This window comes from Kribbella sp. NBC_00709, assembly GCF_036226565.1.
Lineage (GTDB): Bacteria > Actinomycetota > Actinomycetes > Propionibacteriales > Kribbellaceae > Kribbella.
Map to the genome: position 1 here is coordinate 4,575,178 of NZ_CP108996.1, position 16,403 is coordinate 4,591,580.

The window sequence follows — 16,403 nt, forward strand, 5'->3', positions numbered from 1 at the left end:
CTCTTGCTAGAAGCAACTGATCTGCAGGTCGAGTTCTCCGGCCGTGGCGGTCGCCGGGCCCGCGCTGTCGACGGCGTCAACCTGTCCATCGGCGCCGGCGAGATCGTCGCCCTCGTCGGCGAATCCGGCTGCGGCAAGACCACCCTCGCCCGCACGCTCCTGGGCCTGGAACGCCCTACCTCGGGCCAGGTCGGGTACGACGGCACTCCGCTGAACTACTCCGGCCGCGCCCTGAAAGCCTTCCGCCGCCAGGTTCAACTCGTCCTCCAAGACCCGATGGGCTCCGTCAACCCCCGCCATACCGTCTACGAAGCAGTTGCCGAAGGCCCGCGAATTCACGGCCTCCCGGACGAGGAATCCATTGTTTCCTCGGCCCTGGCGCGCGCCGGTCTGCGGCCGCCCGAGCGGTTCTTCCATCGCTACCCGCACGAGCTGTCCGGGGGGCAGCGCCAACGCGTCGTCATCGCCGGCGCGCTCGCGCTCGACCCCAAGGTCCTGATCGCCGACGAACCCGTCGCCTCCCTCGACGCCTCGGTCCGCGGCGAGATCCTCTCCCTCATCCTCCGCCTGCGCGACGACCTCGGCCTGTCCGCGCTGGTCGTCACCCACGACCTGGGGCTCGCCTGGAACATCGCCGACCGGGTAGCCGTCATGTACCTCGGCCGCATCGTCGAATCCGGCCCCACCGAGGACATCCTGACCAACCCTCAGCACCCCTACACCCAAGCCCTCCTGTCGGTCCTCCCCGAATCCCCCGAACGCATCGTCCTCACCGGCGAGCCCCCCGATCCCACCCAGGTCCCCACCGGCTGCCGCTTCCACCCCCGCTGCCAACTGGTAGCCGCCGGCAAGGGCCTCGACGCCTGCACCTCGAAGCCGCTGGACATCCTCCCCGCCGTCCTCGGACCCCAGGTCGCCTGCCATCTCCGCGTGCAGAAGAACGGGTAGTAGTGCTCGGCGCCTAGTGCACCTGAGCGTGGTTCGTTCCGCGCATACGGCGTAGATGAGGTGCACTACCCGTTCTTGCGCACGCCGCGGCTGATTCTTCGAGCTGTTGACAATAGTTCACAGATAGTAGAATTATTGCCGCATGGTAGAAGATGCGGTGGATCGGTTCTTCGAGGTGCTGGCGGATCCGACTCGGCGGCAGGTCGTGCGGTTGCTGGGGGAGGGACCGCAGCGGGCTGGGCAGTTGGCGGTGGCGACCGGCGCATCCTCGCCGGCGATGAGCCGGCATCTGCGGATCCTGCTCGAGGCCGGTCTGGTTGCTGACGAGCGGGTGCCCGACGACGCCCGGGTGCGTGTCTTCCGCCTCAACCCCGAGCCCGTCGTCGCCGTACAAGCCTGGCTCGACCAGGTCCAGGCGCACTGGCGTGACCAGCTGGGCTCGTTCAAACGCCACGTCGAGCAGAAGGAGTCCTGATGACCGAGCCGTCCGCGACCGCATCCGTCGAGGTCACCGCCGATCCGGCGACCGCGTTCAAGATCTTCACCGAGGAGATCGACCTGTGGTGGGTGCGCGGCCCGATCAACTTCTGGGACTCGGCCCGCGCCATCGAAGTACGGATCGAGCCAGGCGTCGGCGGACGCATTCTCGAGCTGTACGCCGATGACGCCTTGGAGCGCGGTGTGATCACGGCCTGGGAGCCGGGCGAGCGCCTGGAGTACCGCAGTTCCGTGGACGACACCGAAACCACGATCAGGTTCGATCCCGTCGACGGGGGTACCCGCGTCACGGTGGTCGAAGCGCTCGTCCCCGGCGGTACGAAGGCCAGCTACTCCTGGCAGAACGTCCTCCACTGGTTCCCGAACTGGGTCGCCCGCCGGGACACCGCAGCATCGACGCCGCGTGAGGTCGGCCGGCTCGCGATCGCCTTGTCCTACGAGGATCCCGCCGCCGCGGCGCGCTGGCTGCACACGGTGTTCGGGCTCGAGACGTGGGACCGCATCCCGGAAGAAGGGCGCCGGCCGACCTGGATCGAGCTCCACGCCGGCGCCAGTTCGATCATCCTGCTGGAGCGAACCGAGAAGGGTGCTCCCGCGGCGGACCACGCGGCATGGGTGTACGTCGACGACCTCGACGCACACTTCGTCCACAGCCAGGAGAACGGCGCCAAGATCCTTCAGGAGATCCACCAGTACGGCTATCGCTCGTACGAGGCGGAAGATGTCGAGGGCCATCGCTGGACCTTCCTCCAAGCCCGTCCCACCCAACCCTAGGAGCCCTGTTGACCGCACCATCGGCCACCGCATCCGTCGACGTCGCCGTCGATCCGGCAACGGCGTTCAAGATCTTCACCGAAGAGATCGACCTGTGGTGGGTACGCGGACCGATCAACTTCTTCGACGCGGCGCGCGCCACCGCGATGCAGATCGAGCCCGGGGTCGGCGGTCGCGTCCTCGAGATCTACTCGCTACCGGACGACGTACTCGAGATCGGCAAGATCACCGACTGGGAGCCCGGGGCGCTGTTCGCGTACCGCAGCTCGGTCGACGACACCGAGACGCGGATCGACTTCGAAGCAACCGACGAGGGCTGCCGCGTCACCGTCGTACAGTCGCTGCTCCCCGGTGGCGAGACGGCGTTCTACTTCTGGCGAAACGTCATTCACTGGTTCCAGGCTCGGGCGGATCTGCAGTGACCGAAGTTCCGCGGACCGGCGACCCGCCTCACCTTCGAGGCGGCACTCTTGAGGCCCGAGCAGCGCGAGGTTACAGGCGGCCGGCTTTCTTGAGGGATAGGTAGGTGTCGGCCAGGGCGGGGGCTATGTGGTCGGGGTTTTCGTCGATGACGACTACGCCGGCTCGGGTGAGGGTGGCGGTTAGGCGGTCTCGGTCCAGGCGGGTGCGGGCGGCGGAGGCGGCCGCGTACACGTCGAGCAGGTCGGTGCGGGTCGCTTCGAGCTCGGTCAGGCGCGGGTCGGCGACCGACGCGAGCAGTACGACGTGACGACGTAGGAGGGGACCGATCACCGGGAGGAGGGATTCCTCGATGACAGCAGGATCCAGACCGGTCAGCAGTACGACCAGAGAGCGCTGCCCCAACCGCTCCAGCACCTGCGACACCACGATCCGGAAGTCCGTCTGGACCAGCTCAGCCTCGACATTCGCCAGTGCGTTCACGAACGACGGCAGCACATCCTGCGGCGCAGGACGTCGTACGTCGGCACGCACCGCGGAATCGCAAGCCAGCAAGGAAACCCGGTCCCCGGCCCGTGTCGCCAGAGCAGCCAGCAACAGCGCAGCGTCCATCGCATGGTCGAGCCGTGGCGCATCCCCGACGCGTCCAGCGGACAACCGTCCGGAGTCGATCACGATGGCGACCTGACGATCCCGCTCCGGCCGCCACGTCCGCAGTACTACGTTGCCGCGCCGAGCCGTGGCCCGCCAGTCGATGCTCCGTACGTCGTCACCAGGCACGTAGTCCCGCAGCGAGTCGAACTCGGTCCCCTGCCCGCGCACCAGCAGCGCCGTACGCCCATCCAGCTCCCGCAGCCGCGCCAACCGCGACGGCAAGTGCTTCCGGCTCTTGAACGGCGGCAGTGCCCGCACCGTCCACGGCACCTCATGCGACCCCTGCCGCCCGGCAAACCCCAGCGGACCAAAGGCCCGCACGGTCACCCGCACTGCATGCCGATCACCGCGCCGCGTAGGCACCAGGTGTGTCACCAGCCGCCGACGCTCAGCGGACGGCAGATCCAGCTTGTGCGGTGGATCCAGTACGCCGGCAGAAGGCGGCCACGCGTCCCGCAACCACCCGCGCACCCGGCGTCCCGGGTTCGTGACCAGCAACTGCACGACAGCCTGCTCACCGAGCCGTACGGCGTTGTCGCCGTCCCGACTGAACTGCAGCCGCCCCGGCGCCCCAGCTAGCAGCATGTCGACCACACACACCACCAGCACAACAGCGACGACCAGACCGACTCCAGCCCACGACGGCATCACCAGGGCGACGAACACCACGCCGGCCCCGGCCAGCACCCCAGCCCGCCCGGTGAGCACCATCAGCCGGGGACCGGCACCGTCGCGAGCACGCTCTCCAGTACTGCGTCCGCGCTGACACCCTCGAGCTCGGCCTCCGGTCGCACCTGGACCCGATGCCGAAGGCAAGGACGCGCCATCGCCTTCACGTCATCCGGAATCACGTAGTCCCGCCCAGACAGCCACGCCCACGCCCGCGACACCGCCAGCAACGCAGTGGCGCCACGCGGCGACACCCCGAGCTGTAGCGACGGAGACTGCCGCGTGGCCCGGCACAGGTCCACCACATACGCCAGTACGTCGTCCCGCACCGCAACCCGCCGTACTGCGTTCTGTCCGGCCAGCAGGTCCTCCGGACCGGCGACCGGTCGCAGCCCAGCCGCCTCCAGGTCGCGCGGATCGAACCCCTGCGCATGCCGAGCGAGTACGGCGATCTCGGCGTCCCGCGGCGGGATGTCCAGCGTCACCTTCAGCAGGAACCGGTCCAGCTGGGCCTCCGGCAACGGATAGGTGCCCTCGTACTCCACTGGGTTCTGCGTCGCGGCCACCACGAACGGAACCGGCAGCTTGCGCGGCTCACCGTCCACGGTGACCTGCCGCTCTTCCATTGCCTCCAGCAACGCTGCCTGCGTCTTCGGTGGCGTCCGGTTGATCTCGTCCGCCAGCAGGATGTTCGTGAACACGGGTCCGGGGCGGAACTCGAACTCCGACGTCTTCGCGTCGTACACCAGCGACCCGGTGACGTCACCCGGCATCAGGTCCGGTGTGAACTGCACGCGCTTGGTGTTCAGCCGCATCGCCGTCGACAGTGCCCGCACCATCAGCGTCTTCGCCGTACCGGGCACGCCCTCCAGGAGCACGTGGCCGCGGCAGAGCAGGGCGAGCACCAGTGCGGTCACCGCGGTGTCCTGGCCGACCACCGCCTTGCCGATCTCGGTCCGCAGCGCGACCAGCGCCTGGCGGGCCTGGTCGGCGGTGACCTCGGTAGTCGTCACGGGTGTCGTACCTCCTGGGTCAGGACGTCGAGCTCGAAGGACAAGGACATCAGAGCGGCATCGGTCTGTGGCGGCAGGCCGTAGAGCAGTTCGTACAGCATGACGGGGTCCCGCCCGGTCCGTGCGGCCACGGTGGCGACCACCGCCGACGGGTCGGCCCGTCGTGGAATGCCGTGCGCCTTGTGCAGCTGGCCGAGCGCCGACTCACGCAGTGCCGCCGCGGCGCGGTCCCGGGCCCGCGAACGTCGGTAGAGCCTCGCTCGGCCCTCGGTCGTCTCAGCGGCGTGCACGATCACCGGCAACCGCTCTGCCACCACCGGACCGAGTCGCCGCCCACGCCAGATCGCCACGACCAGTACTGCGAACGCCAGCGCCCATCCGATGTAGCGAACATCCGGTGGGATGAGCGGTGCACTGCTGTCGTCGCCGGTGCCGGTGTCGGTCGACTCGAACTGCGGCAGGTACCAGGTCAGGTCCTGGTGGGTGCCGATCAGATTGAGCGCCAGCGCCGCGTTCCCGTCGTCAGCGAGCTGCGCATTGGTGAACGACGTCGGCGTACCGACGACGTCGACGATCCGGTCGCCGACCTCCAACCGGATCACCGTGTTGTTGATGCCGTCGCCGTAACACGCCGAAGCTCCTGCAGGCGCGCTGTACGTCGGTCCGCTGACGGTGACTGTGCCGGCTCGAGCAGCAGCCGGCAGGTCGCACCCGGCCTCGCGACTGCGTGACGACAGCACATCGCCAGTCTGTTGCACACCCGGCGCCAGGACCTCCAACGCCCGGCTGCCGGGCCGGATCAGCACCAGGTGACTCCAGCGTGCATTGGCGATCCGCTCCAGGTCAGGGCGGCCGAGTGAGCCGGCCGGACCGATGATGAGCGCCTTGCCGTCACCTGGCTGTACGGCGTCGTCCAGCGTCTCTGTGCTGTGTACGTCGACGCCGTGGTTCTTCAGCAATGCCGCCAGCGCCCGTGCGCCGTCCGACGCGGTGGAGTCCGGACTGAACGGCCCCGACGTACGCGCCGAGGTAGCGATCAGGATGACGATCGCAGCCAGCACGATCAACCCCGTGACGAGCAGCGGCGTCCGCAGCGCGCGCCAGCTGTCGCCGGCGCCGCGCCCGAGCGGCGTACTCATGCAGCCACCCGAGCGGTCCGTGCAGCGTCGTCAGCGGCCACCACAGCGGCGTACCGTTCCGGTGTCCCCGGACGGTTGCCGTAGACAACCTCCGTGAACACCAACGCGGCAGGCTGCAGCGGTTCACGCAGTACGGGCGCGACACGCGACGCATCGGCAACCACCTCGTACGCCGTGCGCCCTGCCCGCTCGTCCAGCACGGTCCGCTCGGTCAACTCGGCCACGCACGCCCGGAACCGGCTGCGGATCGCCAGCGCGTAGTCCCCGGCAGCAGCCTCCCGCTCCGCCAACGCGCGGTACTCCGCCGCGCTAGCAGGCCGGGCCGTGTCGAAAACAGCCTGCGACTTAGCCCGACGGCTGGTGCGCAGTACGCCGGCCCGCCAGAGGACCACGAGCGCCACCAGCACGAGCAGACCGATCAGCATGGCCAGACCGGCGTGCCCGTTCGGCGAGGAACCGGTCAGGCTGTCCAGGAGGTCGCGGATCCAGTCCAGCACCTTGCCGATCGCCTTCTCGATCAGCGAGCCGCCAGAATCCCGGTACGTCGACTTGGACAGCTCCTCGGCGGCCTCGCGGGCGGCGCGCTCCCGGTCGATGTCGACCGGTGGCTCCTGCAGGAAGAGGATCACGCGGTCTCCTCGAACCGGAGGGCAGGACGCATCCACAGGTCCAGACCCTCCCGGCGTACCCGAAGGTCCAGGTAGATCAGGGCCTGTACTGCGGACATGAACGCGAGGCTGGCGATCAGCGTCATCAGCGTGGAGACCCCCACCGCGAGGCTGAGCACGATCGCTACGACTGTGGCCCCACTGCTGTCGCTGCTGTCGGCCCACGAGCCGACCGTGAGTACCAGCGCGGTGATCCCGAACTGCAGCGCGTATCCGATGATGTTCACCACCAGCCCGCCGAACAGCAGGATCCCGAACACTCGCCAGAACTTGCCCTTCACCAGCTGCCACGACCGCCGGAGCGCTCCCCAGACCCCGACCCGGACCGGGATGTAGAGGCCGATGTCCGGCGCGTGCCGGCCCTCCATCAGGACGACGGTCCCGGCCAGCACCAGTCTGATGCCGAAGATCAGCACGAGTACGCCGCCGACCAGCATCATCACCAGGGCCACCGCCCCCGCCACGTCGGAGGAGATCGCGGCATCCGCTCCGGCACCGATACCGAGCACCGCGAGGCCCCAGCCACCGAGCAGCAGCATGAACGACAGGGACTGCATCAACCCGACGACTGCCAGTGCGGGGAGCGCAGGTCGCACCAGCCGCATCAGCTCACGCGGACCGACCCGATGCGCCAGCTGACTCCGCACCGCGGCCAGCGCGATGATTCCGGACAGCATGCTCGACACGACCGAGAACAGCACCACCTGTACGCCGTACGTGAGCAGAAGGGCCGCACCGGCCTGCTCGAAGGGGTCATCCGCCCCGAGGAACCCAGGGAGCCCACCCGGGACGGCGACCTCGGTCAGAACGGCCTGCACCGCGACCAGTGCGATCCCGGCCAGCACCGGCAGGCCCAGCATGATCGTCTTGTTGTCGGAGATCGTCCGGGCGGCGTTGTCGAGCAGATCCGCCGGCAGCCACGGCCGCAGCGGCTCCGTGGCGACGTCGTCGTGCAGGTGCATGTTCTGGTCGGCCACTGCGCCCCTCCCTCCCGGCTGAACCGTCGTATGAACCGTCGTGCCCGCCGGCACGTGAGTTGTGGTGAACCCCGCGAGTGCACCATGATCCCGGATGATCACAGCCCAACTCGGGGTCACACGGCGATCCGGCGTGTGCACTACCGGGGGAATGGGACACTATCCGTAGTGCGTACGGCCTGGCACCCGCCGGGCGCACACCGATCGGACGGCAGTCGGATGGCAATCGGACGGCAAGGAGCAGGGCGTGGCAGACGGTAACCGGACGATGAGGGGCCGTGTTCTCATCGTCGACGACGACACAGCGTTGTCGGAGATGCTCAGCATCGTTCTGCGCAACGAAGGCTACGACACGTATCTGTGCGCGACCGGTGACAAGGCAGTGCCGGCGTTCCGGGAGTTCAAGCCTGATCTGCTGCTGCTCGACCTGATGCTGCCCGGCATGGACGGGATCGACGTCTGCCGGGCGATCCGGGCCGAGTCCGGGGTTCCGATCGTGATGCTGACCGCCAAGAGCGACACCGTGGACGTCGTCCTCGGCCTGGAGTCGGGTGCCGACGACTACGTGGTCAAGCCGTTCAAGCCGAAGGAGCTGGTGGCCCGGATCCGGGCCCGGCTGCGCCGGATGGACGAGCCCGGTCCGGAGTCGCTGACGATCGGCGACCTGACCATCGACGTGGCCGGCCACTCGGTGAAGCGGGCCGGCGAGACGATCCAGCTGACGCCGCTGGAGTTCGACCTGCTGGTCTGCCTGGCGTCGAAGCCCTGGCAGGTGTTCACCCGCGAGGTGCTGCTGGAGCAGGTCTGGGGCTACCGGCACGCCGCCGACACCCGGCTGGTGAACGTGCACGTCCAGCGACTGCGTTCCAAGATCGAGAAGGACCCTGAGCACCCGGAGATCGTGGTCACGGTCCGCGGGGTCGGATACAAGGCGGGTGCGGACTGATCGAGTACGGACGCGGCCAAGAGTCGCAGGCTGTCTCTGGTGACTCGGCAACCGACCCGGTTGCCGAGGACCACGCTGGGCCACAGCAGGGACAGCCGACGGCACCGCCCGAGCAGGAGGTAGCCGAGTCCCGCGGGACGGAGCTGGAGCTGACCGTCACCGCGGCGGACTGGTCTGCCCAGCCACAGCCGATCTGGCGGACGCACCCCAAGCACTGGCCGGACATCTGGCGCCGGTCGATCCAGGCCCGGATCGTCACCGGCACCCTGCTGATGTCGACCCTGGTCCTGATCCTGGTCGGCTGGGTGATGATGAGCCAGGTGACCGATGGTGTCCTGGAGTCACGCCGGACCAGCGCGCAGGCCGAAGTGCGGGCCCAGCTGGCCCAGCTGTCCATCACGATCGACGCCGCCAACCGCAACACCATCAACCAGCAGCTGTCCGAGCTGGTCCTCGGCTCCAACCGCCCGGGTCTGTACGACGTCCTGCTGGTGCCGACCGACCAGGCAGCGTCCAACGCGATCCGGTACACCGGCCTGGTCGACAGCGACTCGATCCCGCAGGCGCTGGCGTCCTCCGTGATGAGCGACGACTCCAAGCTGTACGACACCTACACCGAGATCAACTACCGCGACGCCCCCTCGGTACCGGGGCTGGTGATCGGTTCGCAGATCCGGATCAACTCCACCGGCGACCGGTACGCGATCTACTTCCTGTTCCCGCTGACCGCGCAGCAGGAGACGCTCGACGTCGTCCAGCGCGCACTGGTGACCGCGGGTCTGCTGCTGATCGTCCTGCTCGGCGCAGTGGCCTGGCTGGTCACCCGTCAGGTCGTGACGCCGGTCCGGATGGCGCGGCGGATCGCTGAGCGGCTCGCGGCCGGCAAGCTCGAGGAGCGGATGCAGGTCCGGGGGACGGACGACCTGGCCCGCCTCGCGGTGTCGTTCAACAAGATGGCGTCCAACCTGCAGCGGCAGATCCGCCGGCTGGAGGAGCTGTCCCGGCTGCAGCGCCGGTTCGTGTCGGACGTCTCGCACGAGCTGCGGACGCCGCTGACCACCGTCCGGATGGCCGCCGACCTGCTGCACGAGAGCCGCGACCAGTTCGACCCGATCAGTCGCCGCTCGGTGGAACTGCTGCAGAACGAGCTCAACCGGTTCGAAGAGCTGCTCGCCGACCTGCTGGAGATCAGCAGATTCGACGCCGGCGCCGCGGCGCTCGACCTGGAGGACGTCGACCTGCGCGACATCGTCAGCCGGGTGCTGGAGAACCACGAGACCCTGCTGCACCGCAAGGGCTGCGAGGTCCAGCTGGACATGCCGGAGCCGTGCCGCGCCAAGGTGGACTCGCGCCGGATCGAGCGGATCCTGCGCAACCTGATCGGCAACGCGATCGAGCACAGCGAGGGTCTGCCGATCCGGATCAGCACGGCGTACGACGACGATGCGGCCGCAGTGGCCGTCCGCGACCACGGGGTCGGGTTCCGCGCCGAGGAGGCGGAGATGGTGTTCAGCCGGTTCTGGCGGGCCGACCCGGCCCGGGCCCGGACCACGGGCGGCACCGGCCTCGGCCTGTCGATCGCGCTCGAGGACGCCCGGCTGCACGGCGGCCGGCTGGATGCCTGGGGCTCACCGGGCGACGGTGCGTACTTCCGGCTCACGCTGCCGCGCCGGCCGGACACGGGCCTGACCGGTTCGCCGCTGCCGCCGCGGCCGCCCGACGCGACCCGGGTCGTGACCGAGCTCGTCGACGTCGGAGCGCCGTACCAGAAGCTGAGCGGCGGTGAGGACCGGTGAGGCGCAGGTTGGCCGTGGTTCTGCTGGCCGCCGTCGTGCTGCTGGCAGGCTGCGCCGCCGTACCGACCAAGGGCACCATCCGTAGCGGGGAGCGGCAGGGGCGCGCGCAGGATCTGGGCGGTGTCGGCGTCGAGGCCAAGCCACCGCGGGCGAACGTCGACGAGATGGCGATCGTCAGCGGGTTCCTGGAGGCCATGTCGGACTCCCAGGCCTACGACGTCGCCCGGCAGTACATGACGCCGGACGCCGCGGCCAAGTGGCAGCCCGAGGCGCAGACCGTGGTGTACGACCAGAGTCCCGAGTCACTGACCCGCAAGGGCGACGGGATCCAGCTGGCCGCCCAGAAGATCGCCACCATCGGCAAGCGCGGGGAGTGGATCCCCGCGGCGGCGACCGACCGGGCCGACTTCCTCTTCAAGCTGAAGAAGATCAACGGGCAGTTCCGGGTCGACTCGGTCCCGACCGGCGCGTACCTCGGCAGCAACCAGGTCGACCTGAAGCTCGCGCCGCGCGACCTGTACTTCTTCAACCAGAGCCGCAACGTCCTGGTGCCCGACCCGGTCTACCTGCCGCAGAACCTCTCTCCTGGCCAGGGAGCCACCCAGCTCATCCAGGAGCTGCTGAAGGGCCCGACCACCCGGCTAGGCAACGGTGTCGTCACTCTGGCCCCACCGGGCACTGAGGTGCAGGTGTCCGTCCCGGTCGACTTCGGCGTGGCCACCGTGGCGCTGAACGACAGTGCAGGTGCGCTCCGGGACCAGGACCGGCGGCTGCTGGCCGCACAGATCGTCTGGACGCTCAACCAGCTCAATCTGCGAGCCAAGATCACCGTCGGCGGCGCACCGCTGCTCCCGGACGATCCGGACGTGCTGCCGTTCGCCAACTTCAGCCAGTACGACCCGCAGGTGTCGGTGGGGTCCCAGACCAAGCTCTACGGCCTGCAGCACCAGCGGGTGCAGCAGATCGTCGGTATGGACGGCGCCTCGGAGATCGCCCCCCAGCCGCTGAACTCCAGTCCGCTGTGGGCGCACAAGGCCGAGTCGTTCGCTGTCAGCCTTCGCGGTGAAGCCGGGGCGATCGTCGCGGTCACCGGTAACCAGGTCCTGTACGGACCGTTGGACCCGTCCGACAAGGATGCCGACGCCGTCCCGATCAAGGTCGAGGGGAAGACCCTGCCGCCGACCTTCGACTTCCAGGACAACCTGTGGATCCTGGACCGGGCCGACACCCCCCACCCGCGGCTGCGGGTCCGCAATCACGACGGCCGGCTCAGCTCGGTGGCGGTCAACTTCAACGGGGACACTCCGCTGGTGCTGCGGATGGCGCCGGACGGCGTCCGGGTGCTCCTGGTGCTGAAACCGAAGTCCGGCGGTCAGAACGAGGTCGTGACCGGCGCGATCCAGACCACCGGCGGCGGCAAGCAACTGATCCTCACGCAGCTCCAGCCGCTGCGGCTGGCGCTGAACAACATCACCGACGCGGCCTGGAACAAGCAGGGCATCGTCGTCATCGGGGCGAGCAGCACGGTCAGCAACTCGGCGCGGCAGGCCTGGCTGGTCAACACCGACGGGTCCAGCCTGCAGCTGCTGCCCGGCTCGACGCCGGACTTCCGTCCGCAGTACGTCGCCTCGAACCCGAACAAGGACACCTTGCCGGTGATCGAGGACGACGCGGGCCGTATCCACTGGCTCAGCAAGGAGCTGACCTGGGTGTCGATGGACGACGCCGGCAGCCCCTCGGCCCCGATCATCCCCACCTATCCGGGCTGACGGTTGTCCACAGGCCGGCGGCCGCCCGGTTGCGGGCGGTGGGCCGGTTCGCCGATGGTGGTGCGGTGCCGGTCCGGGACGCGTTCGTGGATCTCGTCCTGGGCGGCCGGTGCGCGGGCTGCGACCGGCCCGGCGTAACTCTCTGTGATGGTTGCCGGAGGCTACTGACCCGGTTGACTCCGTTCCGTGCATGGCCCGACCCGCGGCCGCCCGGGCTCCCGCCGCCGACCGCCGCCGCGCCGTACGCCGGGGAGCTCCGCAGCCTGATCCTGGCGCACAAGGAGCAGGCCCGGTACGCCCTGGCCAAACCGCTCGGGCAGGTGCTGGCAACCGCGGTCCGGACGGCGCTGGGGGACCGGCGGGCCGGGTGGTTGTGCCCGGTGCCGTCCGCTCCGGCGACCGTCCGGCAACGCGGGCACGATCCGCTCCGGCGGATTACGAAGGCTGCGGTCAGATCCCTGCGCAGACAGGGAATCGACGCGCGGCTGGCCGACGCGCTGCGCGTCGTACGGCGTCCCGACGACCAGGCCGGGCTGTCCGCGGAACGCCGTACCGCCAACCTGGACGGGGCTTTCGGGCCGCGTTCGCGCTGGGCTGAAACGCTGATGGATCAACCGCTCTTGCTGGTCGACGACGTGATCACCACCGGTTCCACGCTCAGCGAAGCCTGCCGCGCCTTGGATTCCCGGGGAATTCCGGTCCTCGGCTGTGCCGTGCTGGCCGCGACGCAACGGCTTTCACCGTCTGGTTCATGAGAACTTCTCTACCGGTTTTCGCCGAAGCCGACTAGCGTTGGCCTATGACACCCGCACGGGCTTGTCGGGCAGTGCAGTGGCGCAGGACCGGATCAGCCGGATTCCTGGCCGCGCAGTCCGACCGGCGCGCTGGCGGGTGTTCTCGTTTCGGGCGCCCCAATCGCCACCGACAGAGCGAGGACACGAAAGATGGGGGCCCGGAGACGTAACAGAGAGTCGCCGATCGATGGAGGTTTCCGTGGACGTCGTTGTCAAGGGTCATCACTGCGAGGTCAGTGACCGCTTCCGGCAGTACGTCGAGGAAAAACTCGAGCGGATCGAGAAGGTCGATCACCGGGTACTGCGGTGCGAGGTGGAAGTCAGCCAGGAGAAGAACCCGCGACAGCACGATCGGGCGATGCGTGTCGAGCTCACCATGTACACCAAGGGTCCGGTGGTCCGCGCAGAGGCGTGCGGCGAGACCAAGCAGGCGGCGTTCGACGTCTGCCTGGACCGGCTCCGGTCCCAGGTCCGCAAGGCGGCCGACCGGCGCCGGGTGCACCGCGGTGAGCGCGGCCCGGAAGGCCTACGGCACGTGAACGCGAAGCAGCCGCTCAACGGCAACACACCGGTAGTGGAGGAACCAGTCGCCGAGGACGAGGTGGCGACACACAAGTATGGATCTGTCCTGGTGACCGGCGATGGTCCGCTGGTGATGCGGGAGAAGACCCACACCGCCAAGCCGATGACCCTTGACCAGGCGCTCTACGAGCTCGAACTGGTCGGGCACGACTTCTACCTGTACGTCGACGCCGACGAGAATCAGCCGAGTGTCGTCTACCGCCGCCGCGGTTACGACTACGGCGTGATCCGTCTGGCCAACTAGACCTCGGGAGGAGCACGACGAAGGGGCCGGGCGATCGCCCGGCCCCTTCGCCGCACCTCGAAGAGTCAGCTGTCGATCTGCTGCTGCAGCTCCGCCGCGTACGTCGCGACCTCGGCGTACACACCGGGGTTGCCGGCGTCCGCGCAACCGACGCCCCAGGAGACGACGCCGAACAGGCGGCCGTTCAGGACCAGCGGACCGCCGGAGTCACCCTGGCAGGAGTCCTTGCCGCCGTCCTCGTAGCCGGCGCAGATCTCGCCGTCGGGGGTGTAGCCCTCGCTCGCGTAGGCCTCCGAGCAGTACGCGTCACCGAGCACCGGCACGTCGACCTTCTGGAAGGTGTCCGCCGGCCCGGTGTCCTCGGTGTCGCCCCAGCCGTAGACGACCGAGGCCGCACCGGCGGTGTCCGCCGCCTTGTCGGTCTCCAGCGCCAGCGTCGGTACGCCGTCGAACGGCGTGGCCAGTGTCAGCACCGCGACATCGTGGCCCGGCTCCTGGCCGTACAGCGGGTCCACCCAGATGTTGCTGATCTTGGATTCCTTGCCGGTGGACTTGTCGCTGAGCACATCCCGGCCCTGGATCGCGGTGTAGGTCGACGCGGGCTCGGTGGTGCAGTGTGCCGCGGTGACGATCTTGTTCGCCGCCACCAGCGTCGACCCGCAGTACTCACCGGTCGGGTCGGGGGAGCCGCTGTTCGACAGCTGGATGGCCCAGGGCGTGTCGGCGGTGTGGGCGATGGTGCCGCCGACGATCCGGTTCGTGGGTCCACCGGGCTTCTGCGCAGCCGAGGCGGAGGCCACCCCGCCGACGGCCGCCGCGGTCAGTACGGCGGCCATCAGGGCAGCGTGGACCACATGCTTCTTTCCTGTCATGCCTCACTCCAGGGTGATAGGGGCCGCACGGGCGGACGGCCTCCCTGGCAGCGTCTCCCGGACACCTTCCGTAGCGCACCTCCCACTTTCGGTAACGCCGGAGTTATGCCCGGCCGCCCCAACCCAACTTTGAGAAGCCACCAACCGTTTTCGGGCCGCGGAAATGGTTGGTGGGTTCTCAAAGTCGCGGCTGGGGAGCCGTCGGCGGGGAATGTCGGTGCGGCACGGCAGAATTCGGGGCATGACGACGCAGCTGCAGCTCTCGACGGCTCAGGCGCGCCGGGTGGCGCTGGCGGCACAGGGGTTCACCGATCCCCGGCCCAAAGGCATCCCCGACATGCGGGCCCTCAGCCGGGTGCTGGGGCGGATCGGGCTGATCCAGATCGACTCGGTCAACGTGCTGAGCAGGACGCAGTACCTGCCGCTCTACTCCCGCCTCGGTCCGTATCCGCGCGACCTGCTGGACCGGGCTGCCGGGAAGGCGCCGCGACGCCTGGTGGAGTACTGGGCGCACGAGGCGTCGCTGGTACCGGTCGAGACGCACCCGCTGATGCGCTGGCGGATGGCCCGGGCGACGACCGAGGCGTGGGGCGGCCCGCGGTCGATCGCCAAGGAGCGGCCGGATCTGGTGAAGCAGGTGCTGGCCGACGTCCGCGACCACGGGCCGTTGACCGCCCGGGAGATCGACGACGACGTCGAGCGCACCAAGGACAACTGGGGCTGGAACTGGTCCGACGTGAAGCGGGCGCTGGAGTTCCTGTTCTTCGCCGGCGACATCACGGTCGCGCGCCGCAACCAGCAGTTCGAGCGGCTGTACGACGTACCCGAGCGGGTGCTGCCCCGCGACATCGTGGAGACGCCGACCCCGTCCCCCGCGGAGGCGCACCGGGGACTGGTCTCGATCGCGGCCAGGGCCCACGGGGTCGCGACGGCGCAGTGTCTGCGGGACTACTTCCGGACCGCGCCGGAGCCCACCCTGCAGGCGATCGCCGAGCTGGTCGAGGAGGGCGAGCTGGTCCCGGTCCGGATCGACGGCTGGAAACGCCCGGCGTACCTGCACAAAGACGCACGGCTGCCGCGCCGGGTGAACGCGCGCGCCCTGGTCAGCCCGTTCGACTCGCTGGTGTTCGAGCGCACCCGGACCGAAGTGCTGTTCGACTTCCGGTACCGGATCGAGATCTACGTCCCGGCCGAGAAGCGCATCCACGGGTACTACGTGCTGCCCTTCCTGCTCGGGGACCGGCTGGTCGCCCGCGTGGACCTCAAGGCTGACCGGGCCGGCGGCGTGCTGCTGGTCCAGTCGGCGCACGCCGAGCCGAAGGCGCCGGTGGAGACCGCCGAGGAGCTGGCCGCCGAGCTCGTCCAGCTGGCCGGATGGCTCGGGCTGGACCAGGTCCGGGTGGCCGGTGGTGGTGACCTGTCGCCAGCGCTCAGTGACGCCCTGCGAGGTTTCTGAGAGCCTGCTGGGAACTTTCCGGCCCGCTCGAGCGTGGGTCCGATAGCGCCGGGGGCACGCTGCGGGCGTGGCTTGGCACACCCGGCCCCGTACGATGGGGACGCACGCCTTCCCACTGGGGTCGGCCGTGCCATGCGGCGTCGCCCGCTTCCAGGCTTCAGCAGCAAGGAGAGAACTCCCCACC

Annotated in this window: 16 protein-coding genes; 10 read left to right on the forward strand and 6 right to left on the reverse strand. The window is 69.2% G+C overall.

Going from position 1 to position 16,403, the window contains the following annotated elements:
• Nucleotides 1-3 precede the first annotated feature (3 nt).
• The 4 genes from OHA18_RS22555 (at nucleotide 4) to OHA18_RS22570 (ending at nucleotide 2,642) form a co-directional block, all read left to right on the forward strand.
• Nucleotides 4-948: an ABC transporter ATP-binding protein gene (locus tag OHA18_RS22555; protein ID WP_328997244.1), complete on the forward strand. Its 945-nt coding sequence runs from the start codon at nucleotides 4-6 to the stop codon at nucleotides 946-948.
• A 142-nt stretch (nucleotides 949-1,090) separates the two neighbouring features.
• On the forward strand, nucleotides 1,091-1,423 hold the full coding sequence (locus tag OHA18_RS22560) for an ArsR/SmtB family transcription factor (RefSeq protein WP_328997245.1): 333 nt from the start codon (nucleotides 1,091-1,093) through the stop codon (nucleotides 1,421-1,423).
• A complete protein-coding gene (locus OHA18_RS22565) occupies nucleotides 1,423-2,220 on the forward strand; it encodes a VOC family protein (RefSeq protein ID WP_328997246.1) in 798 nt (265 codons plus the stop codon). Before OHA18_RS22560 ends, OHA18_RS22565 begins: the two co-directional genes overlap by 1 nt.
• Nucleotides 2,221-2,228: 8 nt before the next feature.
• Nucleotides 2,229-2,642: a hypothetical protein gene (locus OHA18_RS22570; protein ID WP_328997247.1), complete on the forward strand. Its 414-nt coding sequence runs from the start codon at nucleotides 2,229-2,231 to the stop codon at nucleotides 2,640-2,642.
• Nucleotides 2,643-2,712: 70 nt separating this feature from the next.
• On the opposite strand, the gene OHA18_RS22575 is transcribed toward OHA18_RS22570, so the two are convergent.
• The 5 genes from OHA18_RS22575 to OHA18_RS22595 are packed head-to-tail and all read right to left on the reverse strand — an operon-like array spanning nucleotide 2,713 to nucleotide 7,760.
• Entirely contained in the window at nucleotides 2,713-4,005 is a 1,293-nt protein-coding gene (locus OHA18_RS22575; RefSeq protein ID WP_328997248.1) for a DUF58 domain-containing protein, read from the reverse strand.
• Nucleotides 4,005-4,976: an AAA family ATPase gene (locus tag OHA18_RS22580; protein WP_328997249.1), complete on the reverse strand. Its 972-nt coding sequence runs from the start codon at nucleotides 4,974-4,976 to the stop codon at nucleotides 4,005-4,007. The genes OHA18_RS22575 and OHA18_RS22580 overlap by 1 nt, the downstream gene beginning before the upstream one ends.
• Nucleotides 4,973-6,115, reverse strand: a complete 1,143-nt coding sequence (locus tag OHA18_RS22585; protein WP_328997250.1) for a DUF4350 domain-containing protein — start codon at nucleotides 6,113-6,115, stop codon at nucleotides 4,973-4,975. Before OHA18_RS22585 ends, OHA18_RS22580 begins: the two co-directional genes overlap by 4 nt.
• Nucleotides 6,112-6,744, reverse strand: a complete 633-nt coding sequence (locus OHA18_RS22590) for a DUF4129 domain-containing protein (RefSeq protein WP_328997251.1) — start codon at nucleotides 6,742-6,744, stop codon at nucleotides 6,112-6,114. Before OHA18_RS22590 ends, OHA18_RS22585 begins: the two co-directional genes overlap by 4 nt.
• Complete coding sequence (locus OHA18_RS22595; RefSeq protein ID WP_328997252.1) at nucleotides 6,741-7,760, reverse strand: hypothetical protein; 1,020 nt, start codon at nucleotides 7,758-7,760, stop codon at nucleotides 6,741-6,743. The genes OHA18_RS22590 and OHA18_RS22595 overlap by 4 nt, the downstream gene beginning before the upstream one ends.
• A 268-nt stretch (nucleotides 7,761-8,028) precedes the next feature.
• On the opposite strand from OHA18_RS22595, the gene mtrA reads away from it, so the two are divergent.
• The 5 genes from mtrA to hpf all read left to right on the forward strand — a co-directional run bounded on the left by mtrA (nucleotide 8,029) and on the right by hpf (nucleotide 13,891).
• Nucleotides 8,029-8,706, forward strand: a complete 678-nt coding sequence (gene mtrA / locus OHA18_RS22600) for an MtrAB system response regulator MtrA (RefSeq protein ID WP_131345780.1) — start codon at nucleotides 8,029-8,031, stop codon at nucleotides 8,704-8,706.
• A gap of 239 nt (nucleotides 8,707-8,945) precedes the next feature.
• Complete coding sequence (gene mtrB, locus OHA18_RS22605) at nucleotides 8,946-10,502, forward strand: MtrAB system histidine kinase MtrB (RefSeq protein WP_442914419.1); 1,557 nt, start codon at nucleotides 8,946-8,948, stop codon at nucleotides 10,500-10,502.
• Nucleotides 10,499-12,271, forward strand: coding sequence for an LpqB family beta-propeller domain-containing protein (locus OHA18_RS22610; RefSeq protein ID WP_328997253.1), 1,773 nt, complete (start codon nucleotides 10,499-10,501; stop codon nucleotides 12,269-12,271). The genes mtrB and OHA18_RS22610 overlap by 4 nt, the downstream gene beginning before the upstream one ends.
• A 173-nt stretch (nucleotides 12,272-12,444) precedes the next feature.
• Nucleotides 12,445-13,026: a ComF family protein gene (locus OHA18_RS22615; RefSeq protein WP_328997254.1), complete on the forward strand. Its 582-nt coding sequence runs from the start codon at nucleotides 12,445-12,447 to the stop codon at nucleotides 13,024-13,026.
• A gap of 238 nt (nucleotides 13,027-13,264) precedes the next feature.
• A complete protein-coding gene (hpf, locus tag OHA18_RS22620; RefSeq protein ID WP_328997255.1) occupies nucleotides 13,265-13,891 on the forward strand; it encodes a ribosome hibernation-promoting factor, HPF/YfiA family in 627 nt (208 codons plus the stop codon).
• 65 nt (nucleotides 13,892-13,956) lie between these two features.
• On the opposite strand, the gene OHA18_RS22625 is transcribed toward hpf, so the two are convergent.
• The gene (locus OHA18_RS22625; RefSeq protein ID WP_328997256.1) at nucleotides 13,957-14,763 is read right to left on the reverse strand and encodes a S1 family peptidase; all 807 of its coding nucleotides are present in this window, start codon (nucleotides 14,761-14,763) and stop codon (nucleotides 13,957-13,959) included.
• Nucleotides 14,764-15,004: 241 nt separating this feature from the next.
• Here OHA18_RS22625 and OHA18_RS22630 point away from each other — a divergent pair, with 241 nt between their 5' ends.
• Nucleotides 15,005-16,219, forward strand: a complete 1,215-nt coding sequence (locus tag OHA18_RS22630; RefSeq protein ID WP_328997257.1) for a winged helix-turn-helix domain-containing protein — start codon at nucleotides 15,005-15,007, stop codon at nucleotides 16,217-16,219.
• Nucleotides 16,220-16,403: the final 184 nt, after the last annotated feature.